This window comes from Paracraurococcus lichenis, assembly GCF_030657435.1.
Classification (GTDB): domain Bacteria; phylum Pseudomonadota; class Alphaproteobacteria; order Acetobacterales; family Acetobacteraceae; genus Paracraurococcus; species Paracraurococcus lichenis.
Genome location: NZ_JAUTWS010000019.1, coordinates 65962 through 90362 on the forward strand (window position 1 = coordinate 65962; position 24401 = coordinate 90362).

Consider the following 24401-nt stretch of genomic DNA (forward strand, 5'->3'; position numbering starts at 1 on the left):
GCGGGAGCTTCCCGGGGGCGTGTCCCTTGGCACGAGTGGCATGACGGCAGCAGACGGATCGGGTTCGGATCAACGAATGAGCGACCAGAACGACCAGGACGCGGGCAAGAGCAGGCTGAGCCTCAGGCCGGCCGGCGGCCGCCTGGAGCTGGGCAAGACGGTGGACGCGGGCAGCGTGCGCCAGAGCTTCAGCCATGGGCGGAGCAAGACCGTGCAGGTCGAGGTGGTGAAGAAGCGGACGGGTGCGCCCGCGCCGCGCCAGGCGGCCGGTCCGGCCGCGCCGGTGCCCGCGGGCGGTGGCCCGCGCCCGGCGCAGCCGCGGGCCGGCGGCCCGCAGGCGCGCGGCCCGCAGCCGGCGGCCGGCACACGGCCCCTGACGGCGGCCGAGCAGGCGGTGCGCCAGCGCGTGCTGGAAGAGCAGCGCCGGCTGGAGGCGCAGCGCCAGCGGGAGGAGCGGGAGCGTCAGGCGCTCATGGTCCGCTCCGCCGCCGAGGAAGCGCGTCGGCGCGAGGAAGAGGAAAAGCGGGAGGCTGAGGAAGCGGCCCGCCGCGCCGAGGAGGAGGCCGCCCGCGCGAAGCAGGAGGCCGAGGAGGCCGCCCTCCGCGCCGCCGAGGAGGCCGAGCAGGCGCAGGTGACGGCCCGCCAGGTCCCGGCGGCCGCACCGGCCCCCGCCCCGGCGGAGGCCCGGACCCCGGCCCAGCCGGCCGCGCCCGCGCGCCCGGCGCCGGTGCGCCCGGTCGCGCCGCCGCTGCGGACGCCCGGCCGTCCGGGGCCGATCCCGGTCGGCCCCGGCGCCCAGCGCCCGCGTCCGGGCGGCCCGGCCCAGCCGCAGGCCCCGGCGGCCCAGGCCGCCGCGGCGCCTGGCGCCGCCGCCACCCCGGCGGCGGCCGCGGCCAGGCTCTCGCTCCGTCCCCGCACTGCGGAGGAGGAGGACGAGGCGCGCCGCACCGCCGCCCGCCGTCCCGGCCTGCCGGCCGCGGCACCGAAGAAGCCGGCGCTCGCGCCCGCCAGGAAGGGCCTGCCCGGCCCGGACCGGCGGGGCGGCGGTCGCATCGACGTCCAGGCGGCGATCGAGGGCGAGGACGAGCGCAGCCGCTCCATCGCCTCGCTCCGCCGGGCGCGTGAGCGCGAGCGGCGCCAGCAGGAGCTGGCGCGGCTGCGCTCGGGCACCGAGCGCGTGGTGCGCGACGTGGTGGTCCCTGAGGCGATCACGGTCCAGGAGCTCGCCAACCGCATGGCCGCCCGCGGCGGCGAGGTGGTCAAGGCGCTGTTCCGCATGGGCGTGATGGCGACACTCACGCAGACCATCGACGCCGACACGGCGGAGCTGGTGGTGCAGGAGTTCGGCCACCGCGTCCGCCGCGTCTCGGAATCCGACGTCGAGCTGGGCCTCGAGGGCGTGGCGGACGAGGATACCGACCTGCAGACCCGGCCGCCGGTCGTCACCATCATGGGCCATGTCGACCACGGCAAGACCAGCCTGCTGGACGCGCTGCGCAAGGCCGATGTCGCGGCGCACGAGGCCGGCGGCATCACCCAGCATATCGGCGCCTACCAGGTGCAGACGCCGGACGGCGGCAAGGTGACCTTCATCGACACGCCGGGCCACGCCGCCTTCACCGCCATGCGCAGCCGCGGCGCGCAGGTGACGGACATGGTGGTGCTGGTGGTCGCGGCCGATGACGGCGTCATGCCGCAGACGGTCGAGGCGATCAGCCACGCCAAGGCGGCGAACGTGCCGATCATCGTGGCGGTCAACAAGATCGACAAGCCGGGCGTCCGCCCCGAGCGCGTGAAGCAGGAACTCCTGCAGCACGACATCGTGGTGGAGAGCCTGGGCGGCGAGACGCAGGAGGTCGAGGTCTCGGCGACGCAGAAGATCAACCTCGACAAGCTGCTCGAGGCGATCCAGCTGCAGGCCGAGATCCTGGACCTGAAGGCCAACCCGTCGCGGGCGGCCGAGGGCACGGTGATCGAGTCCAAGCTCGACCGCGGCCGCGGCCCGGTGGCGACGGTGCTGGTCCAGAAGGGCACGCTGCACCAGGGCGACATCGTGGTGGCCGGCACCGAATGGGGCCGGGTGCGTGCGATGCTCGACGACAAGGGCCGCCAGTTGAAGGAGGCGCCGCCCTCGCTCCCGGTCGAGATCCTCGGCCTCTCGGGCGTCCCCGCCGCGGGCGAGAATTTCGTCGCGGTCGAGGACGAGGCCCGGGCGCGCGAGATCTCCGATTTCCGCCAGCGCAAGGCGCGGGAGAAGCAGGCGGCCACCGCCATGGCCGGCCGCGGCACGCTGACCGACATGCTGGCCCGCATCCAGGCGGGCGAGCAGAAGGAGGTGGCGGTCGTCGTCAAGGCCGATGTGCAGGGCAGCGCCGAGGCGATCGGCGTCGTGCTGGGCAAGCTGGGGAACGAGGAGGTGCGGGTCCGCGTGCTGCACAGCGCGGTGGGCCAGATCACCGAATCCGACATCCAGCTCGCCAAGGCCTCGAATGCCGTGCTGGTCGCCTTCAATGTCCGCGCGACCTCGCAGGCGCGGGAGCTGGCGCAGCGGGAGGGCGTGGACATCCGCTACTACTCGATCATCTACGAGGTGTCGGACGACATCGAGAAGATGTTCAAGTCGAAGCTGGCCCCGGTCGCCCGCGAGAACTTCCTGGGCTACGCGCAGATCCTGCAGGTCTTCGAGGTCAAGCGGGTCGGCAACGTGGCGGGCTGCCGCGTGACCGAGGGCGTGGTGAAGCGCGGCTGCGGCGTGCGCCTGATCCGCGACGGCGTCGTGATCCACCAGGGCGAGCTCAGCACGCTCCGGCGCTTCAAGGACGACGTGAAGGAAGTCACCAACGGCTACGAATGCGGCATGTCCTTCGCCAACTACAACGACATCCGCGTCGGCGACCAGATCGAGTGCTACGAGACGGAGATGGTGAGCGCGGCCTGACCCGCGCCACCCTCCGGCGTTGAACCGGGGCGCGGCGCCGAGAGGTGCCGCGCCCTTTCTCTTTGCGAAGGGTCCCGACCCCATGACCAAGCGGCACGCCGGCCACGGCGACGGCCCGTCCCAGCGCCAGCTCCGCGTCGCGGAGGAGGTGCGCCATGCCCTCGCCGCGCTCTTCGAGCGGCGCGACTTCCGCGACCCGGACCTCGCCAATATCCATGTCACGGTGACGGAGGTCCGCGCCTCCCCCGACCTCAAGCACATGACGGCCTTCGTCAGCGGCCTCGGCCGCGACCTGCCGGAGGCACAGTTCCAGGCGCTGAAGCGCGCTGCGCCCTTCCTCAGGACGCAGGTGGCCAAGGCGGTGCGGCTGAAATACGCGCCCGACCTGCATTTCCAGCCGGACACCGCGCTCGACTACGCCATGCAGATCGACCGGGCGCTGCGGCAGCCGGAGGTGGCGCGGGATCTCGGGCCGCGGGAGGAGAGCGGCGAGGAGTGATGCGGCGGCCCGTACCGGGGCCCTGGTCGATCCCGCATGCGCCGCGGTGCCGGCCCGCTTCACGCGGCGAGGCCAGCGGCAGCGCGGTGCGCGGGATGCTCACCTCGGCGGGGCGCAGCGGTCCCTGACATCGCCCAGGGTGGCCGGATCATCGCCTTCGCCGCGTGCAACGACGTGCGCCCCACCCTGGCCATCCCCGCGGAAGCGGGTAGAACCCCACCCCCTTTCACACCGGTCCGAACCCGCACCCTATGTCCCGCTTTCCCCGCCGCAAGCCCAAGGGCCAGCCGATCGATGGCTGGCTGATCGTCGACAAGCCCACCGGCATGGGCTCCACCGATGTCGTCAACCGCCTCAAGCGCCTCTTCCAGGCGCAGAAGTGCGGCCATGGCGGCACGCTCGACCCGCTGGCGACCGGCGTGCTGCCCATCGCCTTCGGCGCCGCCACCAAGACCGTTCCCTATGTCATGGACGGCACCAAGACCTACCGCTTCACGCTGCGCTTCGGCGAGGCCCGCGACACCGACGACGCGGACGGGAAGACCATCGCCACCTCCGACATCCGGCCGACCGACGCGCAGATCGAGGCGGCGCTGCCCGCCTTCCGCGGCGACATCATGCAGGTGCCGCCGATCTTCTCCGCCATCAAGGTGGCGGGCGAGCGCGCCTATGATCTGGCGCGCGAGGGGCAGGTGGTGGAACTCCAGCCCCGCCCGGCCCGCGTCGACCGGTTCGAGCTGGAGAGCCGCCCGGACGCCGACACCGCCATCTTCACGGTGCAGAGCGGCAAAGGGGTCTATATGCGCTCCCTCGCCCGCGACCTGGCGAAGGCCTGCGGCACGGTCGGCCATATCGCCGCGCTGCGGCGCATGCGGGTCGGGCCCTTCCACGAGGACAAGGCGATTCCCCTGGACAAGCTCGGCACGCCGGGCGATACCCCGCCCCCTTCCCCGGACCTCCTGCTGCCCGTGGCGACCGCGCTGGCCGACATCCCGGCGCTGGCCCTCTCGGAGGCGGAGGCCGTGCGGCTGCACCAGGGCCAGGCGCTCAGCCTGGTCACCCTGATGGGCCGCATTCCGGGCGACGCCAATCCCGATGGAGGGCTGGTGCGCGCCATGGCGGGGGGACGGTTCGTGGGTCTCTGCCGCCTGGACTCCGGCATGATGGTGCCGGAACGCCTGGTGGCGCAGGAAGGACCCGCGGCCGGCGGTTGAAGCATGCCGAAGGCGCCCCAGGGGATACCTGCTTGCGCCCGGCCAAGACGGAGAACAACCCGATGTCGGCCATTCCCGCGGAGCGCCGCCAGGCGATCATCGCGCAGTATCAGACCAAGCCCGGCGACACCGGCTCGCCGGAGGTGCAGGTCGCCCTGCTCTCCGAGCGCATCTCGGGCCTGACCGAGCACCTGAAGACCCATGCCAAGGACTTCCACAGCCGGCGCGGCCTGCTGGTCCTGGTCGGCCAGCGGCGCGGCCTGCTGGACTACCTGAAGGGGAAGGACCAGGGCCGGTACGAGCGGTTGATCGGCAGCCTCGGCCTGCGCCGCTGATCCCTGCCCTCCCTGCCGCCCCCGACCCGGGGGCGGCCTGAGCCTCTGGCCTGGGGGGGCGCAGATTTCCATGGAAATCCGCGCCCGACCGGGCCATATGTGCTGCCCGCAGCCGGCCGGCCGATGTGGCATCGAGCACCGGCCGGCATCCGCCGCGCACGCAGCGGGTTGACAGGATCGCGCCGCGACCCCGCCAGGGCTGGCAGCGGCGTTTCCGGCCACATGGATCCCCGGGCTCCGGGGGCGACCTCCCCAGCCGATGCGTTGGATGGTTCGCATTCCATGCAGCCCGAAGCGCCGGGCCTGAGCCCGCCGCGGGCGCCCCGCCATGCATATGCGGGGCCCTCGGCCGAAGACCGGCATCCCACCGCGTCGCACCACCCGGACCGCCAGCGGGGCAACCCCGCGGGCTGTCCGGCCTTGAAGCAGCGCCGGGTCCCCGATGGGTCCGGCCGGACCGCCAGCGCCGGGAGAAGCCCTGGCCGGCGGTCCCGCGAAGGAACGACGCATGTTCGAGAATTACTTCAAGAAGGATATCGCCTGGGGCGGCCAGCTCCTGACGCTGGAGACGGGCAAGATCGCCCGCCAGGCGGACGGCGCCGTCATGGCCCGCCTCGGCGACACCATCGTGCTCTGCACCGTGGTCGGCGCCCGCTCGGTGAAGCCGGGCCAGGACTTCTTCCCGCTGACGGTGAACTACCAGGAGAAGGCCTTCGCGGCCGGAAAGATCCCGGGCGGCTTCTTCAAGCGGGAGGGGCGCCCCTCCGAGAACGAGACGCTGGTCTCCCGCCTCATCGACCGGCCGATCCGCCCGCTCTTCCCGGACGGCTTCCGCAACGAGGTCCAGGTCATCGCGACCGTGCTGTCGCATGACATGGAGAACGACCCCGACATGGTGGCGCTGGTCGGCTGCTCCGCCGCCCTGACGCTCTCGGGCATTCCCTTCTTCGGCCCGGTCGGTGGCGCCCGCGTCGGCTATGTCGATGGCCAGTATGTCCTGAACCCGACGGCCGCGCAGCGCCAGCAGTCGCAGCTCGACCTCGTCGTCGCCGGCACCGCCGAGGGCGTGCTGATGGTCGAGTCCGAGGCGCAGGAGCTCTCGGAAGAGATCATGCTCGGCGCCGTCGAGTTCGGCCACAAGGGCTTCCAGCCGGTCATCCAGGGGATCATCGAGCTGGCCGAGGTCGCGGCGAAGGAGCCCTGGCCGCTGCCCGAGCCCTCGGAGGCGGAGAAGGCGCTGAAGGCCCGCATCGCCGAGCTCGGCCGCGACCGGATGGCCGAGGCCTACAGGGAGACCCAGAAGCTGGTCCGCCAGGGCAAGGTCGGGGAGGTCAAGAAGGCCGTCCTCGCCCAGCTCGAGGCCGAGGGGCTCGACGTCAACGCCGCCAAGGGCCTGCTGAAGGAGCTCGAGGCGGATGTGGTCCGCAACAGCATCCTCGACACCGGCCTGCGCATCGACGGCCGCAACACCCGCACCGTCCGCCCGATCACGGCCGAGGTCGGCATCCTGCCGCGCGCCCATGGCTCGGCGCTCTTCACCCGTGGCGAGACCCAGGCCTTCTGCGTGGCCACCCTCGGCACCGGCCAGGACGAGCAGATCATCGACAGCCTCACGGGCGAGTACCGTGAGAACTTCATGCTGCACTACAACTTCCCGCCCTACTCGGTGAACGAGACGGGCCGGATGGGCAGCCCGGGCCGGCGCGAGATCGGCCACGGCAAGCTGGCCTGGCGCGCCATCCACCCGGTGCTGCCGGAGAAGGAGAAGTTCCCCTACACGCTGCGGGTGGTCTCCGAGATCACGGAGAGCAACGGCTCTTCCTCCATGGCGACCGTCTGCGGCACTTCGCTGTCGCTGATGGATGCCGGCGTGCCGCTAAAGCGCCCCGTCGCCGGCATCGCCATGGGCCTGATCAAGGAGGATCGCGGCTTCGCGGTGCTCTCCGACATCCTCGGCGACGAGGACCATCTTGGCGACATGGACTTCAAGGTGGCCGGCACGGAGCAGGGCGTGACCTCGCTCCAGATGGACATCAAGATCACCTCCATCACCTTCGACATCATGCGCCAGGCGCTGGCCCAGGCGCGCGACGGCCGGGTGCACATCCTGGGCGAGATGGCGAAGGGCCTGTCGGGCTCCCGCGGCGACGTGGCGGTGAATGCGCCCCGCATCACCATCATCAACGTCCCGAAGGAGAAGATCCGCGACGTCATCGGCTCCGGCGGCAAGGTGATCCGCGAGATCACCGAGAACACCGGCACCAAGATCGACATCGAGGATGACGGCACCATCAAGGTCGCCGCGACCAGCACGGAAGCCGCGCAGAAGGCGATCGACTGGATCCGCGGCATCGTGGCGGAGCCCGAGATCGGCGTGATCTACAACGGCAAGGTGGTGAAGACCGCCGATTTCGGCGCCTTCGTGAACTTCCTCGGCGCCCGCGACGGCCTGGTCCATATCAGCGAGCTGACCAACGACCGCGTCAACCGGACCAGCGACGTGGTCAATGTCGGCGACGCGGTGAAGGTGAAGGTGCTGGGCTTCGACGACCGCGGCAAGGTGAAGCTGTCCATGCGCGTGGTGGATCAGGCCACCGGCGCCGACATCACCGAGCAGGTCGGCGCCCGCCGGCCGCGCGAGGATCGCGGCGAGAACGGCGGCGAGGAGCGCGGCGACCGCGGCCCGCGGCGCGACCGCGGCGACCGGCGCGAGCGCCGCGACCGGCACGAGACGGTGGAGTAGGGGAAACGACGGCCCGGACGGCGCGCCGCGAGCGCGCCCGCCCGGGCCGGCCGGCAGGCCCCGCGGCCTGTCCCGTGTTGCAAAGGCTGGGTCTGGAGTCCGATCGCCGCGGCGACGGGCTCCGGGCGGGCGTCCAGGGTCATCGAGGGTCAGTGGCGTGAAGGCGATCAACGCGATCCGCATGGGCGGGGTCGAGGTGCTGCCGTTGGTGGAAGGCGGCAAAGGCGTGGCCGTGTCGAACGGCGCGACCTGCGGCGGCTGGGCCTCGGGCGGCGGGGTCGGCACCTTCTCCGCCGTCAATGCCGACAGCTACGAGGCCGACGGCACCGTCATCCGGCAGGTCTATCACGGCAAGACCCGGCGGGAACGGCACGAGGAACTGGTCGCCTACGGCATCGCCGGCGGCATCGCCCAGGCGCGGGAGGCGCATGAGCGCAGCAACGGCCAGGGCCGCATCCACGCCAATATCCTCTGGGAGATGGGCGGGGCGGAGCGGGTGATCCGCGGCGTGCTGGAAGGCGCGAAGGGCCTGATCCACGGCATCACTTGCGGCGCCGGCATGCCCTATCGCCTCGCCGACATCGCCCGTGAATATGCGGTGCACTACTACCCCATCGTCTCCTCCGCCCGCGCGTTCGGCGCCCTCTGGAAGCGCAGCTACCACAAGGCGAAGGACTGGCTGGGCGGCGTGGTCTACGAGGATCCCTGGCTGGCCGGCGGCCATAACGGGCTGTCCAATTCCGAGGACCCGCTGAAGCCAGAGGCGCCCTATGCCCGCGTCCTCAAGCTGCGCCAGCAGATGCGCGACCTCGGCCTCGGCGAGGTGCCGATCATCATGGCCGGCGGCGTCTGGTGGCTGGAGGAATGGGAGGACTGGATCGACAACCCGGAACTCGGGCCCGTCGCCTTCCAGTTCGGCACCCGCCCGCTGCTGACGCAGGAGAGCCCGATCAGCGAGGCCTGGAAGCAGCGCCTGCTGACCCTGAAGGACGGCGACGTGCTGCTGCAGCGCTTCTCGCCGACCGGCTTCTATTCTTCCGCCGTACGCAACGACTTCATCCACGAGCTCGAGGCGCGCAACGAGCGGCAGGTGGCCTACAGCGCCGAGCCGGTGGGCGACCACACGGCCGAATACGGCGTCGGCCCGCGCAAGCGGAAGGTCTGGCTGACCCCGCACGACCTGGAGCGGGTCCGTGGCTTCGAGGCCGAGGGCTTCACCGAGGCCATGCGCACGCCCGACAGCACGCTGATCTTCGTGACGCCGGAGAAGCAGGCGGAGATCGTCAAGGACCAGGTGGACTGCATGGGCTGCCTGTCCTCCTGCCGCTTCAGCAACTGGTCGCAGCACGAGCCGGACTTCGACACCGGCAAGAAGGCCGACCCGCGCAGCTTCTGCATCCAGAAGACGCTGCAGGACATCGCGCATGCCGGCACGACCGAGCACAACTTGATGTTCGCCGGCCACAACGCCTTCCGCTTCGCGAGCGACCCGTTCTACTCGAACGGCTTCATCCCGACGGCGAAGCAACTGGTGGAGCGGATCCTGACCGGGAGGTAGGTGGCCATGTGGGCACTGGACCGTGCGGCGCAGGAAGCAGATCTCGCCAAGGCGCGCGAGGTCCTGTCGAGCACCCCGCTGCCACCCGAGCTGGTTCTCCAGGGGATCGAGCCGGGTGAGGACCATGCCGGCGAGCCGGCCCTGTGGTTGGTTTACGCTGTAAGGCTGCGCAACGGCGATCTGCCGGACCGGGCGCGAATGCGGGAGTTGGCACGGTTCGTTGCTGACCGTGCGGCAGATGTTGTGGCGGCCGGGACCGTATCCTGGCCCTATGTGCGCATGACAGAGATCGAGGGTTGAGCCTCCCTGACGATCTGCTGCGGCAAGCCGCGCACCTGGTCGTCTTCGACATCGACAACCCTACGCAGGCGAATCTGCGGCGTGCCGTGTCGGCCGCCTATTACGCCCTCTTCCACCTTCTGACAGCGGTCTGCGCAGCGCAGGCGGCGCCAGCGGAACCGCAATCGCTTCGGTCGGTCCTTCGCCGCGCGCTTACGCATGACGGCATGCGTCGGGCTTGCCAAGTCTTCGCACGAGCCGTTGGTAAGCCGCCGGACGCCGTTACGCCGCTGATCCCGGCTACCGTGCCACCGGCCCTGGCGGTGGTGGCCCAGCGCTTTTGCCTGTTGCAGGCCGCGAGGCATGCCGCTGATTACGACACGGATCTGCCTGTCACGCGAGCGGATGCCGAGGACGCCATTGCCTGGGCCCAGGAAGCGATAACCTCCTGGCAGACTGTGGAGGCCATGCCTGAGGCTCGCGCCTTCCTTCTCGCCATGCTGGTCATGGGCCGCCGCAACGGCTGAGCCCGCCGGTCCAAGGTTTGGCATCATTCTTGCAAGAGCGCTGTCCGAGACAGCCGGAGCGCGGTGTCCATGTCCATCCGCATCGACGCCGAGCCTGAAGCGGTCACCGCCGAGCGTGCCTCGACCGCCCTGCTGATCATCGACATGCAACGGGACTTCCTCGAGCCGGGCGGCTTCGGCGAGAGCCTCGGCAACGACGTCTCCCGCCTCGCGGCCGCCATTGCCCCCTGCCAGGCGGTCCTCGCCACCGCCCGCGCCGCCGGTCTGCTCGTCATCCATACGCGGGAGGGGCACCGCCCCGATCTCACCGACTGCCCGCCGGCGAAATGGGAGCGCGGGCTGCCCGGCCGGCGGATCGGCGATCCCGGCCCCATGGGCCGCATCCTGATCCGCGGCGAAGCGGGACACGACATCGTCCCCGCCCTGGCCCCCGCCCCGGGCGAGGTGGTGTTGGACAAGCCCGGCAAGGGCGCTTTCTGCGAGACCGACCTCGACCTCATCCTGCGCAACCGGGGCATCCGCACCCTGCTGGTCTGCGGCGTGACGACCGAGGTCTGCGTGAACACCACGGTGCGGGAGGCCAATGACCGCGGCTTCCGCTGCGTGGTGCTGGCCGATTGCTGCGGCTCCTACTTCCCGGATTTCCACGCTGCCGGCCTCGCCATGATCAAGGCCCAGGGCGGCATCTTCGGATGGGTCTCCGACTCCGCTGCGGTCGTCAGGGCGTTGGCGGGCTGACGGGCCGCCTCACCCATAGGTCATTTGCCGCACGCGCTTGCGAATAGGCTGCTTACCGCCTTCGCAACATATTGGTTGCTCTTGGCAGCCAGGAATGCGCGGGGAAGTGCATGGCGAAGCGGGTGATCGAAACAGTTGGGACGGATGGCGTGACGCCGCCCCTCTATTTCCTGGGCTATCGTGACCATGGTCAGGGCTGGGAATGCCTCTGGACGCCGAGTCGCACGCGCGCGCGCTTCTTCGACGCGGACGAGGCCGAGATCGAAATCCGCCTGATCGCGCCCTTCGTGGAGCCGCGGCGGATCCTCTCAGCCCAGCCGGTCCTGGCCTGATCGAAGTTCAGCCGATCAGCCGCAGCCCGGCGGCGAAGCGCTGCCAGTTCGCGACGTAATGAGTGGCCGAGGCGCGGAGCTGCTCGGCGACCGAGGGCGGCAATTCCCGCACCACCTTGGCCGGGCTGCCGACGATCAACGAGTAGTCCGGGAACTCCTTGCCCTCCGTCACCAGCGCGCCGGCGCCCAGGATGGAGAAGCGGCCGATCCTGGCCCGGTTCAGCACCGTCGCCCCCATGCCGATCAGGGTGCAGTCGCCCACCGTGCAGCCATGCAGGATAGCGTGGTGGCCGACCGTCACCTCCTCCCCCACCGTCAGGGGGCTGCCGCGGTCGGAATGCAGCAGGGCGGCTTCCTGCACGTTGCTGCGGGCGCCGATCGCCATCGGCTCGTTGTCGGCGCGGATGACGGCGCCGAACCAGACGCCGACATCCTCGCCCAGCGTCACGTTGCCGATGACATGCGCGTCCGGCGCCACCCAATAGCGGCCGGCGGGCGGCAGGGTCGGCACCAGGTCGTTCAGCGCATAGACGGGCATGGGCGGGTCCTCCTGCCCGCCGTCATACGCCCTGCCCGGCGGCCGGTCAGCCCCGGCCTGCGCCGGTGATGGGGGTGTGGGAGGGAGGGTCGCTCGCCGGGAAGCTTTCCATGCTCTCCTCATCCACCGCGGCCTCGTGCTCGGCCTCCTCCTGGGCGGCGCGCACCCAGTGTGCGTCGGCGCGCCCCTCCGGCCGGCCCTCGGCCTCCCACAGGTGATAGGCCCTTTCGCGGACCCGCTGCTCCCGGTCGGTCTCCGACATCGCTCTCTCCCATGCTCCGCCGGCGCAAGGCGGCGGCGGGCGGATCGTTGCCGCCGCCCCACATCAACCGCCCGCCAGCAGCCGCCAGAGCAGCGGCAGCAGCAGGGCGGTGGCCAGCGCGTTCAGCCCCATGGCGAGGCCGCTGAAGGCCCCGGCCGTGGCATTGACCGAGAGCGCCCGCGCCGTGCCGATGCCATGCGCGGCGGTGCCGATGGCCAGCCCCCGCGCCCGCCAGTCCCGGACGCGGGCGAGGTCCAGCACCGCCGGCCCCAGCGCCGCCCCGACCACGCCGGAGCAGATGACCACCGCGGCGGTCAGCGAGGGCAGGCCGCCGATCCTCTCCGCGATGCCCATGGCGACCGGGGTGGTGACGGAGCGCGGGGCGAGGGAGGCCGTCACCTCCGGCGTCGCGCCCAGCGCCAGGGCGAAGGCGACGCCTGCCGCAGCGGCGAAGACCCCGCCGCCGACCACGCTCAGCACCGCGGCGAGGGCCGAGCGGCGGACGAGCTGCCATTGCCGGTGCAGCGGCACGGCCAGCGCCACGGTGGCGGGGCCGAGGAGGAAATGGACGAATTGCGCGCCCTCGAAATAGGCGCGGTAGTCGATGCCCGAGAGCAGCAGCCCCGCCGCCAGCAGGGCGACGGCGAAGAGCACGGGATTGGCCACCGGATGCCGCCGGCAGAGGCGCTGCAGTTGCTGCGCCCCGAGCCAGGCGAGCAAGGTCGCCGTCAGCGCGGCCAGCGGCGCCCGGGCCAGGTAGACCCAGATCTCCGACAATTCCTGCATCAGCCGAGCCTGCGGAGCAGCGCCTGGGCCAGCCGCCCCGTCGCGGCGATGGCCAGCAGCGTGCCGGCCAGCACGGCCAGCGAGATCGGCGCCCAGTCCCGCGCCAGCAGCGGCAGGTAGAGCACCACCCCGACCCCGGCCGGGACGAAGAGCAGGCCGAGATTGCCGAGCAGCGCATCCGCGGTGGCGCCGAGCGCGGCCGGCGCCTCCCGCCCGCGCAGGACGAGGGCGGCGAAGAGCAGCACCATGCCGAGCACCGGGCCCGGGACCGGCAGGTGCAGGGCGCGGACCAGGACCTCGCCGGCCAGCTGGCAGGTGAGCAGGGTGGTCAGGGCGGCGATCATGCGGGGGTCCTCCGGGCGGTTGCGGCCATGGCCTGCCATCCTATCGCCCATGGGCCGGCCCGGATTGGCGCCCGCCATGCCGCGGCGCTAGCCTTCCGGCCACACGGCCCTGCAAGGAAAACCGGCATGTCCTCCCTCAGCGCCCTCGACGGCCCCCGCATCAAGGCCCGCGACGAATCCGGCCGCCCCTACGAGACCATCCGGATCGACCGCCTGACGCCGGTGATCGGCGCCGAGATCAGCGGCGTGGACCTGGCCGCCCCGACCAACCACCAGATGGACGAGATCCACCGGGCGCTGGCGGAGCACCTGGTGATCTTCTTCCGCGACCAGCACATGTCGCAGCAGCAGCACCTGGATTTCGGCCGCCGCTTCGGCGAACTGCACCTGCACCCCGCCGCGCCGCACGAGCCTGGCCACCCCGAGCTCATGGTCATCAAGGCCGACGAGAATTCCCTCCGCGCCAATGGCGAGGGCTGGCACTCCGACGTCTCCTGCGACGAGTATCCGCCGATGGGCAGCATCCTCTACATCAAGGAATGCCCGCCGGCCGGCGGCGACACGCTCTTTGCCAGCATGTATGCGGCCTATGACGCGCTGTCGGACCGGATGAAGGCCTATCTCGAGGGCCTGACCGCCGAGCACAGCGGCGAGCATGTCTATCGCGGGATGTTCGCGAAGGAGGGGGTGGCGGACAAGGCCAGCTACCCCCGCGCGGAGCACCCGGTGGTGCGCAGGCATCCCGTGACCGGGCGCCGCGCGCTCTACGTGAACCGCGGCTTCACCACGCGCATCCTCGGCATCCCGCGCGACGAGAGCGACGGGATCCTGCGCTATCTCTACGAGCACATGGAGAACCCGCTCTTCCAGTGCCGCTTCCGCTGGCAGCCGAACTCGGTGGCCTTCTGGGACAACCGCTGCGCCCAGCACCGGGCGATGTGGGACTACTGGCCGCACCGGCGCTACGGCAACCGGGTGACGGTGAAGGGCGAGCGGCCGGTCTGATGCTGACCGACCGCCGCGTACTGCTGGTCGTCTCCGGCAGCATCGCCGCCTACAAGGCGCTGGACCTCGTGCGCCTGCTGCGCAAGGCAGGTGCTGCAGTGACGGCCATCCTGACCGCGGGCGGCGCGCGCTTCGTGACGAAGGAGGCGCTGGCGGGCATCACCGGCCAGCGCGTGCATGACGACCTCTGGGCCGCCGAGGCGGAGATCGGCCATATCCGCCTGGCGCGCTGGCCGGACCTCGTGGTGGTCGCGCCGGCGTCCGCAGGCCTGCTGGCGCGCATGGCGCAGGGGCTGACGGACGACCTGGCGGCGACGGTGCTGCTGGCGACGCGCGCGCCGGTGCTGGTGGCGCCGGCGATGAACCCGGCGATGTGGGAGCATCCGGCGACGCGGGCGAACATGGCGGCGCTGCGGTCGCGCGGGGTGCGCGTGGTCGGGCCAGGCACCGGCGCGATGGCGGAGCCGGAAAGCGGGCCCGGACGCCTCGCCGAGCCGCCGGAGATCCTGGCGGCCATCGAGGCGATGCTCGCGCCCGGCGGGCGGCCGCTCGCGGGGCGGCATGCCCTGGTCACCGCCGGCCCGACGCATGAGCCGATCGATCCCGTGCGCTACATCGCCAACCGCAGCAGCGGCAAGCAGGGTTATGCCATCGCCGCGGCGCTGGCGGCGCTCGGCGCGCGCGTCACGCTGGTCAGCGGCCCGGTGATGCTGCCCGACCCGCCGGGCGTCACTGCCGTGCGCGTCGAATCGGCGCGCGAGATGCTGGCGGCCTGCGAGGCGGCGCTGCCGGCCGACATCGCCGTGATGGCGGCGGCGGTAGCGGATTGGCGCGTGGCGCGGGAGGCGACGCAGAAGCTGAAAAAGGAGCCGGGGGCGGCGGCGCCGGTGCTGGAGATGGCGCTGAACCCGGACATCCTGGCGACCCTCTCCCGCCATGCGCAGCGGCCCGGCCTGGTGGTGGGCTTCGCGGCGGAGACGGAGAAGGTGGTACAGCATGCGACGGAGAAGCGGCTGCGCAAGGGCTGCGACTGGATCGTCGCCAACGACGTCTCGGGCGACGTCATGGGCGGCGAGCGCAATACGGTCCACCTGGTGACGGCCGAGGGTGTGGAGGACTGGCCGGAACTGCCCAAATCCGAGGTCGCCGAGCGCCTCGCCCGCCGCATCGCGGAGGCGATGGCGTAAGCGAGCGCGCCGTCTGCGCGCTCGACGCGGTTGAAGGCGCCTCCGCCCTATGGCCAGGCAAACGGCGAAGGGAACGGCCGCCCGAAGGGGCGCCCGGCCTTCACCACCTGCACCGGCTTCAGCCACTGCTCCCCGCGCCGGCGGTTGTTGCGGGTGTCGACGAACTCCACCGGCTCCCGCACCAGTTCCAGGATGGAGACATCGCCCGGTGCGCCGACCTGCAGGGTGCCGAGCTTCTCCACCCGGTCGATGATGCGCGCCGGCGCGACGGTCGCCATCGCCACCACCTGCTCCAGGCTGTAGCCGTTGTTCAGGAACTTGCTCATCACCCAGGGCAGGAAGGGCAGGCCCGGCGTATTGCCGGAGACGGCGTGGATGTCGCTGCTGATCACGTCCGGCCCGAAGCCCTGGTCGCGCGCCGGCTCGAAGACCGTGTAGTCGAAGCTGCCGCCGCCATGCCCGACATCGATCACCACGCCGCGCTGCTTCGCCCGCAGTGCCGCCGGCACCACGCGGCCGTTCTGCACCGTATTGTTGCCCGCGCCGCTGAAGGCATGCGTCAGGATGTCGCCGGGGCGGAGCAGGTCCAGCAGTTCCTCGATGTTTCCCGGCGCGTTGCCGATATGGCACATCACGCGCGCCCAAGGGCCGGCCATCTCTGCGGCGCGGATGGCGCGCTTCAGCGGCTCCAGCCCGTTGTTGCCCACCACCTCCTGCGTCATCCGCACCTTGATGCCGAGGCAGACATCGCGGTTCTCCGCCGCGGTCTTCGCCGCCAGCTCCACCATCGCGTGGTCGATGTTCAGCATCTCCCCGACGGGGAAGCCGGCCAGGCCGAAATTGGCGATGTGGCAGAAGCCCAGCAGCCGCGTGCGGGCCCGCGCCATGACCGCATGGCGGAAGAGCGAGAAGGTGCTGCTGCCGGCATCGCCCGCACTCACATAGGTCGTCGTCGCGGTGAAGGGCACCAGCTCGTCGGCCGGCAGGCCGATGGCCGAAACCTCAGGATAGACATGCGCGTGCAGGTCCACGAGGCCGGGGCAGACCAGCTTGCCCGTCGCGTCGATCACGGCCGCGGCGCGGTCGGCGGGGATGTCGGTCTCCACCGCCGCAACGAGGCCGTTGCGGATGGCGACGTCCCGCCGGCCGCGCAGGGTCTGCGAGGGGTCCACGACCTCCCCGCCCTTGATCAGCAGGTCGTGCCGCAGGGTCTGCCCGCCGGCGGCGGTGCCGAGGGCGAGCGTGGCCGCCCCGCCCAGCAGGGCGCGGCGCGGGATGTCGTGCATGGTGTCCTCCCCTGGCGCGGCGGCCTATGGCACGCCGGCGCGGTCGTGGCAGGATGCCACGGTTCGGAGCGGGGTGCGCAATGGCCTTCGACGTCATCGTGGTGGGCATCGGCGGCATGGGCAGCGCCACCGCCTGGCAATTGGCACGGCGCGGCCAGCGCGTGCTGGGGCTGGAGCGCTTCGACATCCCGCATGCCATGGGCTCCTCGCACGGGGTCACGCGCATCATCCGCCTGCCCTATTACGAGGACCCGGCCTACGTCCCGCTGCTGCACCGCGCCTATTCGCTGTGGCGGGAGCTGGAGGCGGCGACGGGGGAGCGCGTGCTGCACATCCATGGCTCGCTGGATGGCGGCCTCGAGGAAGGCGTCGTCTTCAACGGCGCGCTGCACTCGGCCCGGCTGCACGACCTGCCGCACGAGGTGCTGACGGGCGAGCAGGTGAATGCCCGCTTCCCCGGCTATGCCATGCCCGCCGGCATGCGCTTCGTCCTGCAGCCCCAGGGCGGCTATGTGATGAGCGAGCGCGCGATCGTCGCGCATGTCCGCGCCGCCCAGGCCGCCGGCGCCGAGATCCATGCGCGCGAGCGGGTGCTGGGCTGGGAGGCGCGGCCGGGCGGCGAGGGCGTCGTGGTCACCACCGACCGCGGCCGCTACGAGGCGGCGCGGCTGGTGCTGACCGCCGGCGCCTGGATGGCCGACCTCGCCCCGCTGCTGCAGGGCGTGGCCGTGCCGGAGCGGCAGGTGCTGGCCTGGCTGCAGCCGCAACGCCCGGACCTGTTCGTGCCGGAACGCTTCCCAGTCTTCAACCTCGAGGCAAAGGAGGGCCGCTATTACGGCTTCCCGGTGGTGGAGGTGCCCGGCTTCAAATTCGGCCGCTACAACCACCGGCAGGAGCGGATGCCGGCCGAGCGGATGAACCGCGAGGTGGAGGCCGAGGACGAGGCGATCCTGCGCGCCTTCGCCGGCCGCTACTTCCCGCAGGGCACCGGCCCGACCATGGCGCTGCGTGCCTGCATCTTCACCAATACCCCGGACGAGCACTTCATCCTCGACCGGCATCCGGCCCACCGCCAGGTGGTGGTCGCCTCGCCCTGCTCCGGCCACGGCTACAAATTCTGTTCCGTGATCGGGGAGGTGCTGGCCGACCTCGCCACCGGTGACGGGACGACGCGGCACGAGATCGGCTTCCTGCGGCTGGGGCGGCTGTAAGGCTGGGGAGGAGATGTTTTTTGTGAGTCGGGTGCCGCCGCGCGGCAGATGCCGACTCACAGAAATAGAGGTGGGGCTCGGGGAGGATACTTCCTCCCCGACTTTGTGCCTGTGCTTCGCCTACTTCGCCAGGTGCTTGTCGAAGAACCCGGCGATCTCCGAAAACGCCTCGCGGCTCTCGGGCGCGGTGTCGTCGCGGTAGTAGTGCGCGTGCGACTGACCCTCGAAGACCTGCAGCGCCGCCTCCACCCCCGCATTGCGCAGCTTGCGGTGCATCCGCACGGTGTTGCTCAGCAGCAGGTCGCGCGTGCCGGTCGTCAGGATGGTCGGTGGGAAGCCCGTGACGTCGCCATGGATGGGCGAGAGCAGCGGGTCCTTCAGGTCGTGCCCCTTGGCGTAGAACTGCGTCGCCGCATGGCAGAAGCCGTCCACCGCGACCAGCACGTTGTCCACCAGCGCATTGGTCTGGAAGCTGTCCCCGACGCCCGTCACGTCGGACATGGGCGTGCCCGGCGCGATGGCGGCGGGCAGCGGCAGCCCCTCGGCCTTGGCGCGCAGCACCATCTCCAGCGTCAGCGCCCCGCCAGCCGAACTGCCGAAGACCGCCATGCGCTTCGGGTCATTGTCGCGCAGCGCCGCCTTCCACACCGCCAGGACGTCATCCAGCGCCGCCGGGAAATAGGCCTCCGGCGGCATCCGGTAGTCCACCGAGATCACGCGATAGCCGCCGAAGCCGGCCATGAAGATCGCCTCGGGCAGCCCGGCCTCGCCCGGGTTCAGCACGTAGCAGCCGCCATGGATGTGGATCAGCAGGCGGTTGCGGTTCTCCGGCCGGATCTCCTTCGGCGTGACCCTGAAGACCTTCACCCCGCCCATCTCGCCGGGCTCGACATCCACCTTCAGCCGGTCCTTGAGGCCAGGCAGCGCCTGGCGAGTCGCGGCCGCGCCGGTCTCGGCCAGTTGCCGCCAGCCCTCCGGCGTGGTGGGCGGCGTGTTCCAGCCGGTCCGCAGCGGCGCGGCGATCAGACGCTGCACCTGCGGGCTGACATCGCCGGGCACGGGCAGGCTGCGGGCCGGCACCTCGCGCGGCGGCTGCCCCTGTGCGAAGGCGGCGGGCGAGAGGCCGAGCAGCGCCGCGGTCAGCATGAGGCGCGGGATGGACATGGCCGATTCCTCCTCGGTTTCGCCCATCCCACCGGAAGCGCGGGGCGGCGGCAAGCCACCGGGGCTTGACCCGGGCCGCGTTTCCGGGCCGAACCGCAGCCGGACAGGGCCAGGGGGCGGGCAATGGGCGGACCGGTGATCGAGCTGAAGGTGCTGGACGCGCGCCTGCACGGCTGGGGCATGCCGCGCTACCAGACGGCGATGGCCGCCGCCATCGACCTGCATGCCTGCCTCGACGCCCCCATCGAGATCGCGCCGGGCAGCCCGCCCGCCCTGATCTCCTCCGGCATCGCGGTGCATATCGGCGACCCCGGCATGGCCGCCCTGGTCCTGCCCCGCTCCGGCATGGGCCACAAGCAGGGCCTGGTGCTGGGCAACCTCGTCGGCCTGATCGACGCCGACTATACCGGCCCCATCATGGTCAGTGCCTGGAACCGCAACGGCCCGGGCACGCCGCCCATCCGCCTCTCGCCCGGGGACCGCTTCGCGCAGATGGTCTTCGTGCCCATCCTGCGGCCGGAATTCACGGTGGTGGAGGAGTTCACCGCCCCCTCCGAGCGCGGCGCCGGCGGCTTCGGCTCCACCGGGCACCGCTAGCCGCGCGTGCCCGGCCGCCCCATATCGGCTCCATGGACCTCGATTTCACCGACGCCGAGCTGCATCGCTATTCCCGCCACATCCTGCTGCAGGATGTGGGCGCGATCGGCCAAGCGAAGCTGCGCGCGGCGAAGGTGCTGATCGTCGGCGCCGGTGGGCTCGGCGCGCCGCTCGCCCTCTACCTCGCGGCGGCCGGCATCGGCACGATCGGCATCGTCGACCACGACGCGCTCGAGCTCTCGAACCTCCAGCGCCAGGTGATCCACGCCACCGGCCGCCTCGGCCGCAACAAGGCGGAGAGCGCGGCGGAGACGCTCTCGGGCCTTAACCCCGAGATCCGGATCGATGTCCATGCCACCCGGATGGATGCGACGGCGGCCCGCGACCTGATCCCGCGCTATGACATCGTCTGTGACGGGACCGACAACTTCCCCACGCGCTTCCTGCTCGGCGATGCCTGCCACCTGCTGGGACGGCCGCTGGTCTCGGCCGCGGTGCTGCGCTTCGAGGGACAGCTCTCCACCTACAAGTCGCATTGCGGCCCGCCGCATCCCTGCCACCGCTGCCTGCATCCGGAGATGCCGCCGGAGGGGCTGGTGCCGAGCTGCTCCGAGGCCGGCGTGCTCGGCGCGGTCACGGGGGTGATGGGCACGCTGCAGGCGACGGAGGTCCTCAAGGAAATCCTCGGCATCGGGGAGGGCATGTCGGGCCGCCTGCTGCTCTGGGACGCGCTCGACACCCGGTTCCGCACGGTGAAGCTGCGGCGCGACCCCGGCTGCGCCCTCTGCGGGGAGCACGCGACCATCCGCGACCTCTCGGCACATGCCGTGCCGGCGCTGGTCGCCTGCGCGGTCTAGATGGCGAAGCCCCTCGGCGTCCTGCTGCTCTCGGGCGGGCATGATCGCGCCCATTACGCCCTGGTCGTCGCCACCGGCGCCGCCGCGCTGGGGCGCGACGTCACCCTCTTCGTCACCAATGCGGGTTGCCGGCTTCTCCTCGCCGAGCAGCCCCTGCTGGCCGATCCGCGGGAGGCCGCGCTCGAATCCCGCGGCGTCGCCGGCATCGCCACGCTGCTCTCGGCCGCCGAGGAGCTCGGCATCCGCCGCATTGCCTGCGAGGCCGGGCTGCGCGCGGAGGACCTGACCGCCGCCCCGCTGCGCCCTGGCGTGGAGGTTGCGGGCGTGGCCACTTTCCTTGCATCCATCGGCGATGGCCAGGTCATCACGCTATAGCTTGACCCGAGGGGCATCGGCTTGGCATGGCGGGTCCGTGACCCGCCCCATCCGCGCCGCGCTGCCGATTCTCCTCCTCCTCGCGCCGCCGGCCCTGGGGCAGACCAGCCTCGGCCAGCCCGGCAACCTGCCGCCGCCACGCCCGGCCGGGCAGGCGCAGCCCTCGGCGCCCACCACGGCCCCGGCCGCGGCGCCGAAGCCACCGACGCCGCCCGCGCGGCCCCAGGTCGCGACCCCATCCGCACGGCCGGGAGGCGCAACGTCGCCCGCGCGGCCGGAAGCCACAACATCACCCGCGCGGCCGGAGGCCGCGACGCCCGCCAGGCCGCCCGCGCCGCCACACCGCCCGCCGGCCACCACCCCGACGGTGCAGCAGCGGCCGGGGACCAGCAATTCCCCGAAGCCGGCGACGACGGCGGCGCCCGCCAGCCCGGCCCAGTCCTCCGCCCGGAAGAAGACTGCGGCGGCCGCGGCCGGGGCCGCTGCGGGCTTGGCCGGCGCGGCCGCGCTGAACGCCGCCCGCCCGCCGGAGCCGGCGCAGCCCGCCGCGCCGCCCCAGCCGCCCGCGCCGAAGGTCGGCAGCGCCACCGGCCTGCCGCTGCCGCGCTATGCCGCGCTGGGCTCCAACCAGGTGAACCTGCGGATCGGCCCCGACCTCCGCTACAAGATCGAGTGGACCTACCAGCGCAAGGACCTGCCGGTGCAGATCGTGGAGGAGCACGACATCTGGCGCCGCATCCGCGACCCGGAGGGCACCGAAGGCTGGGTGCAGCGGCCGCTGCTCACCTCCCGCCGCACTTTCCTGGTCGAGGGGGCGGAGCGGGTGCTGCGCAGCCGCCCGGCCGAGAATGCCGAGGCGGTCGCGCGCCTCAAGCCCGGCGTTATCGGCAGCTTGCGGAAATGCGATGCCGAGAGCACCTGGTGCGAGGCCCGGGTCGGCGACTACCGCGGCTGGATCAAGCGCAGCGAGATCTGGGGCGTCACGCCGGACGAGGCGGTGAACTGAGCGCGTCCCGCAACGCACGGGCGAGGCGCTGCGCCCAGGCCTCGATCCCGGCCGCCTCGCCGAGCAGGTCCTGCCGGACCTCGAGCAGCGCGGCGTCCAGCCCGCGCGCGTCGCCGTGCCGCGGCACGGTCCAGTCCATCTCCGCCTCGATCCGGTAGGGCTCGTTGTCACCCACGGTCAGACCCGGTTCCGCCCGCAATGCGGCGACCAGCGCGGTGCCGAAACGCCGGGCCTCGCCATAGAGGATGCCGGCCTGCCAGGGGCGCGGCACGCCCAGATAGACCGGGGTGAAGCTGTGCACCCCGACCACCACCGCCTGCCGCCCGGCCGCCGCGCGGGCATCCAGACAGCGCGCGACGGCGGCGTCGAAGGGCGCGAACCAGGCCGCCGCCCGCCGCGCCCGCTCCGCCGGCGTGATCCCGGCATTGCCGGGGATGGCGGTCGCCTCGCTCACCTCCGGGATGCTGGTGGGGGAGCCGGGCGGGCGGTTCAGGTCGATCACCAGCCTCGACACGCCGCCGAGGAAGAGCGGCGCATCCAGCAGCGCCGAGAGCCGCCGCGCCAGCGCCGCCGCGCCGATGTCCCAGGCGATGTGCCGCCGCAACTCCGGGTCCGGCAGGCCGAGGTTGCCATGCTCCGCCGGGACCTGGTTCGAGGCATGCTCGCAGAGCAGCACCAGCGGCGAGGCGCCGCCCTCGTTGACCAGCGTGACCGGCGCCGGCGTCATCCGAGCGGCCGGCCGCGGTCGTCCGACAGCGCTTGGCTCATGGAGGCCGCGCCGCCCGGCACGTCCGGAATGGCGGCCGGCGCCGGCGCGTCGTCATGCGGCGCGGGGTGCCAGGCCTGGCCCACCGCCTGCGGCGCGACCTCGTCGGTGATGACCTTGAAGCCGGCCAGGATGCTGGGCCCGAAGACGGTGCTGATGGCGACGTCGGTCGCGTCCCGCCCGCGCGCCATCAGGATGCGGCCGATGCGCGGCGTGTTGTGCCGCGCGTCGAAGGTGTGCCAGTGGCCGCCGAGATAGGCCTCGAACCAGGCGCTGAAGTCCATGGGGTAGTCGACCGGCGGGATGCCGATATCGCCGAGATAGCCCGTGCAGTAGCGCGCCGGGATGTTCATGCAGCGGCAGAGCGTGACGGCGAGGTGCGCGAAGTCGCGGCAGACGCCGCGGCGGTCGGTATGGCCGCCATGCGCGGTGCGGGTCGGGTCGGCATGCTCATAGCCGAAGGTGATGCGATCATGGACATAGTCGCAGATCGCCTGCACCCGCGCCCAACCCGGCGGCGTATTGCCGAACAGCGCCCAGGCGGTGTCGAGCAGCTTGTCCGTGTCGCAGTAGCGGCTGCCGAGGAGGTAGACCAGCACCTCGTCCGGCAGCGCCTCCACCGGGTGCTGCACCGCCTCCGGCACCACGGCGTCGGGCGTGCCGGGGTCCTGCACCAGGAACTCGGCCGACATGGTCAGCCGCCCCGCGGGCGCGACGATGCGGTGGCAGATATTGCCGAAGCCGTCACGGTATTCGGTCGCGCCGATCGGCGGGTCGAAGCGGATGGCATGCGCGCCGAGCACGTCCCGCATGCGGTCCGGGTGCACGCTCAGTGCCAGCAGCATGGGCGTCGGCTGCGGGCAATCATAGGCGATCTCGAAGCCGGCGCGGATCAGCATGCTGGCGTGCTCCTCTTGGGAACCGGGGTGGCAGCGACGGGGATGGCGGGCACAGGGGCGGCGGTGACGCTGACCTCGACCTCCATGCCGAGGCTGTCGGCGGGGAAGCCGGTCCAGGTGCCGTGCAGGGGCAGGGCCTGCGCCGGGTCGCGGGCGATGGCGACCCGGATCAGGTCGCGGTTGCCGAGGATGCCGTTGGTCGGGTCGAACTCCACCCAGCCGGCGCCGGGCAGGTAGATGCGCGCCCAGGCATGGGTATTCCCGCCGCCGCGGTGCCCTTCGCCGTCGCGGCCGGGGCTGTAGAGGTAGCCGGAGACGAAGCGCGCCGCGAGGCCGAGGGAGCGCGCCGCCTCCATCATCAGCACGGCGAAGTCGCGGCAGGTGCCGCTGCCGAGGGCGAGCGTCTTCGCCGGTTCCTGGATGCCGCGCTCGTGCCGGGGGATATAGGTCAGCTCCTCCCGGATCGCATGCGTCATGGCCTCGAGCAGCGCCATGGTGCCGGTCGGGCCGCCGCGGCGGAGGAAGCGGCGCGCCCAGCGGTCCACGGCCCGCTCCGGGTCCCGCCAGTGCCGCTCGATGGAGCGGGCGAGATCCGGCATCTCCTCCGTATCGTAGGCGAAGGGCCAGATCTCGGCGTGCTCCGCCAGCGTGAAGTCGAGGGCGTTGAGCGGCCGGTGGTCGAGCCGCACGCGGCTGTCGAAGCGCAACTCCCGGTGGCGGCCGGCGAAGCGGGCGATGGCGACGCTGTTGCCGAAGACGTCGTGCAGCCAGCGCAGGTCGCGCGGGGCGGGCACGATGTCGAGCGAGGCCTCGATCAGCCGCTGATCATGACCCTCCCGCGGGCGGAGCATCATCCGATGCTCGCCGAAGGCCACCGGCTGGCGGTAGCGGTAGGTCGTGACGTGGCGGACGGTGAGCAGGGGCAAGGTGCTGCCTCAGCCCCGGATCGTTGCCG

26 protein-coding genes are annotated in these 24401 nt (G+C 72.0%); 17 read left to right on the top strand and 9 right to left on the bottom strand.

Annotated elements, in window-relative coordinates:
• Positions 1 to 76 precede the first annotated feature (76 nt).
• From infB to Q7A36_RS19800, 10 genes are all read left to right on the top strand, one after another.
• On the top strand, positions 77 to 2938 hold the full coding sequence (infB, locus tag Q7A36_RS19755) for a translation initiation factor IF-2 (RefSeq protein WP_305105459.1): 2862 nt from the start codon (positions 77 to 79) through the stop codon (positions 2936 to 2938).
• Positions 2939 to 3020: 82 nt separating this feature from the next.
• Entirely contained in the window at positions 3021 to 3437 is a 417-nt protein-coding gene (gene rbfA, locus Q7A36_RS19760) for a 30S ribosome-binding factor RbfA (RefSeq protein ID WP_305105460.1), read from the top strand.
• Between the two features lie 251 nt (positions 3438 to 3688).
• Positions 3689 to 4651: a tRNA pseudouridine(55) synthase TruB gene (gene truB / locus Q7A36_RS19765; protein ID WP_305105461.1), complete on the top strand. Its 963-nt coding sequence runs from the start codon at positions 3689 to 3691 to the stop codon at positions 4649 to 4651.
• 62 nt (positions 4652 to 4713) lie between these two features.
• Entirely contained in the window at positions 4714 to 4986 is a 273-nt protein-coding gene (rpsO, locus tag Q7A36_RS19770) for a 30S ribosomal protein S15 (protein WP_305105512.1), read from the top strand.
• Between the two features lie 508 nt (positions 4987 to 5494).
• Positions 5495 to 7729 (top strand): polyribonucleotide nucleotidyltransferase, encoded by a 2235-nt coding sequence (pnp, locus tag Q7A36_RS19775; RefSeq protein WP_305105462.1) that lies wholly within the window; start codon positions 5495 to 5497, stop codon positions 7727 to 7729.
• Positions 7730 to 7886: 157 nt separating this feature from the next.
• On the top strand, positions 7887 to 9287 hold the full coding sequence (locus tag Q7A36_RS19780; RefSeq protein WP_305105463.1) for an NAD(P)H-dependent flavin oxidoreductase: 1401 nt from the start codon (positions 7887 to 7889) through the stop codon (positions 9285 to 9287).
• Between the two features lie 6 nt (positions 9288 to 9293).
• A complete protein-coding gene (locus Q7A36_RS19785; RefSeq protein ID WP_305105464.1) occupies positions 9294 to 9587 on the top strand; it encodes a hypothetical protein in 294 nt (97 codons plus the stop codon).
• Positions 9584 to 10093 (top strand): hypothetical protein, encoded by a 510-nt coding sequence (locus Q7A36_RS19790; RefSeq protein WP_305105465.1) that lies wholly within the window; start codon positions 9584 to 9586, stop codon positions 10091 to 10093. Before Q7A36_RS19785 ends, Q7A36_RS19790 begins: the two co-directional genes overlap by 4 nt.
• A 69-nt stretch (positions 10094 to 10162) precedes the next feature.
• The gene (locus Q7A36_RS19795; protein ID WP_305105466.1) at positions 10163 to 10831 is read left to right on the top strand and encodes a cysteine hydrolase family protein; all 669 of its coding nucleotides are present in this window, start codon (positions 10163 to 10165) and stop codon (positions 10829 to 10831) included.
• Between the two features lie 110 nt (positions 10832 to 10941).
• Positions 10942 to 11163, top strand: a complete 222-nt coding sequence (locus tag Q7A36_RS19800; RefSeq protein ID WP_305105467.1) for a hypothetical protein — start codon at positions 10942 to 10944, stop codon at positions 11161 to 11163.
• A 7-nt stretch (positions 11164 to 11170) separates the two neighbouring features.
• Here Q7A36_RS19800 and Q7A36_RS19805 read toward each other — a convergent pair whose 3' ends face one another.
• From Q7A36_RS19805 to Q7A36_RS19820, 4 genes are all read right to left on the bottom strand, one after another.
• A complete protein-coding gene (locus Q7A36_RS19805) occupies positions 11171 to 11701 on the bottom strand; it encodes a gamma carbonic anhydrase family protein (RefSeq protein WP_305105468.1) in 531 nt (176 codons plus the stop codon).
• Positions 11702 to 11747: 46 nt separating this feature from the next.
• Positions 11748 to 11963 (bottom strand): DUF2934 domain-containing protein, encoded by a 216-nt coding sequence (locus tag Q7A36_RS19810; RefSeq protein ID WP_305105469.1) that lies wholly within the window; start codon positions 11961 to 11963, stop codon positions 11748 to 11750.
• Between the two features lie 63 nt (positions 11964 to 12026).
• The gene (locus Q7A36_RS19815) at positions 12027 to 12749 is read right to left on the bottom strand and encodes an LrgB family protein (protein ID WP_305105470.1); all 723 of its coding nucleotides are present in this window, start codon (positions 12747 to 12749) and stop codon (positions 12027 to 12029) included.
• Positions 12749 to 13093 (bottom strand): CidA/LrgA family protein, encoded by a 345-nt coding sequence (locus Q7A36_RS19820; protein ID WP_305105471.1) that lies wholly within the window; start codon positions 13091 to 13093, stop codon positions 12749 to 12751. Before Q7A36_RS19820 ends, Q7A36_RS19815 begins: the two co-directional genes overlap by 1 nt.
• A gap of 126 nt (positions 13094 to 13219) precedes the next feature.
• On the opposite strand from Q7A36_RS19820, the gene Q7A36_RS19825 reads away from it, so the two are divergent.
• Positions 13220 to 14098, top strand: a complete 879-nt coding sequence (locus tag Q7A36_RS19825) for a TauD/TfdA dioxygenase family protein (RefSeq protein ID WP_305105472.1) — start codon at positions 13220 to 13222, stop codon at positions 14096 to 14098.
• A complete protein-coding gene (gene coaBC / locus Q7A36_RS19830) occupies positions 14098 to 15285 on the top strand; it encodes a bifunctional phosphopantothenoylcysteine decarboxylase/phosphopantothenate--cysteine ligase CoaBC (RefSeq protein ID WP_305105473.1) in 1188 nt (395 codons plus the stop codon). Before Q7A36_RS19825 ends, coaBC begins: the two co-directional genes overlap by 1 nt.
• A gap of 47 nt (positions 15286 to 15332) precedes the next feature.
• Here coaBC and Q7A36_RS19835 read toward each other — a convergent pair whose 3' ends face one another.
• Positions 15333 to 16571 carry an amidohydrolase/deacetylase family metallohydrolase gene (locus Q7A36_RS19835; RefSeq protein WP_305105474.1) on the bottom strand — a complete coding sequence of 413 codons (1239 nt, stop codon included), beginning with the start codon at positions 16569 to 16571 and terminating at the stop codon, positions 15333 to 15335.
• A gap of 80 nt (positions 16572 to 16651) precedes the next feature.
• Here Q7A36_RS19835 and solA point away from each other — a divergent pair, with 80 nt between their 5' ends.
• Positions 16652 to 17782, top strand: coding sequence for an N-methyl-L-tryptophan oxidase (gene solA, locus Q7A36_RS19840; RefSeq protein ID WP_305105475.1), 1131 nt, complete (start codon positions 16652 to 16654; stop codon positions 17780 to 17782).
• 120 nt (positions 17783 to 17902) lie between these two features.
• Here the strand turns inward: solA and Q7A36_RS19845 are convergent, their stop codons facing one another.
• Positions 17903 to 18946, bottom strand: a complete 1044-nt coding sequence (locus Q7A36_RS19845) for an alpha/beta hydrolase (RefSeq protein ID WP_305105476.1) — start codon at positions 18944 to 18946, stop codon at positions 17903 to 17905.
• A 123-nt stretch (positions 18947 to 19069) separates the two neighbouring features.
• On the opposite strand from Q7A36_RS19845, the gene dut reads away from it, so the two are divergent.
• The 4 genes from dut to Q7A36_RS19865 are packed head-to-tail and all read left to right on the top strand — an operon-like array spanning position 19070 to position 21781.
• On the top strand, positions 19070 to 19543 hold the full coding sequence (gene dut, locus Q7A36_RS19850) for a dUTP diphosphatase (protein WP_305105477.1): 474 nt from the start codon (positions 19070 to 19072) through the stop codon (positions 19541 to 19543).
• Positions 19544 to 19575: 32 nt separating this feature from the next.
• Positions 19576 to 20400 (top strand): HesA/MoeB/ThiF family protein, encoded by an 825-nt coding sequence (locus Q7A36_RS19855; RefSeq protein WP_305105478.1) that lies wholly within the window; start codon positions 19576 to 19578, stop codon positions 20398 to 20400.
• Complete coding sequence (locus Q7A36_RS19860) at positions 20401 to 20775, top strand: DsrE family protein (protein ID WP_305105479.1); 375 nt, start codon at positions 20401 to 20403, stop codon at positions 20773 to 20775.
• Positions 20776 to 20812: 37 nt separating this feature from the next.
• Positions 20813 to 21781: an SH3 domain-containing protein gene (locus Q7A36_RS19865; RefSeq protein WP_305105480.1), complete on the top strand. Its 969-nt coding sequence runs from the start codon at positions 20813 to 20815 to the stop codon at positions 21779 to 21781.
• Here the strand turns inward: Q7A36_RS19865 and Q7A36_RS19870 are convergent.
• From Q7A36_RS19870 to Q7A36_RS19880, 3 genes are read right to left on the bottom strand one after another with little or no spacing between them, the layout of a single operon-like run.
• The gene (locus tag Q7A36_RS19870) at positions 21756 to 22508 is read right to left on the bottom strand and encodes an N-formylglutamate amidohydrolase (protein ID WP_305105481.1); all 753 of its coding nucleotides are present in this window, start codon (positions 22506 to 22508) and stop codon (positions 21756 to 21758) included. The two genes, Q7A36_RS19865 and Q7A36_RS19870, sit on opposite strands and share 26 nt — an antisense overlap.
• Positions 22505 to 23446, bottom strand: coding sequence for a transglutaminase domain-containing protein (locus Q7A36_RS19875; protein ID WP_370655686.1), 942 nt, complete (start codon positions 23444 to 23446; stop codon positions 22505 to 22507). The genes Q7A36_RS19870 and Q7A36_RS19875 overlap by 4 nt, the downstream gene beginning before the upstream one ends.
• Complete coding sequence (locus Q7A36_RS19880; RefSeq protein ID WP_305105482.1) at positions 23440 to 24372, bottom strand: transglutaminase family protein; 933 nt, start codon at positions 24370 to 24372, stop codon at positions 23440 to 23442. Before Q7A36_RS19880 ends, Q7A36_RS19875 begins: the two co-directional genes overlap by 7 nt.
• Positions 24373 to 24401 lie beyond the last annotated feature (29 nt).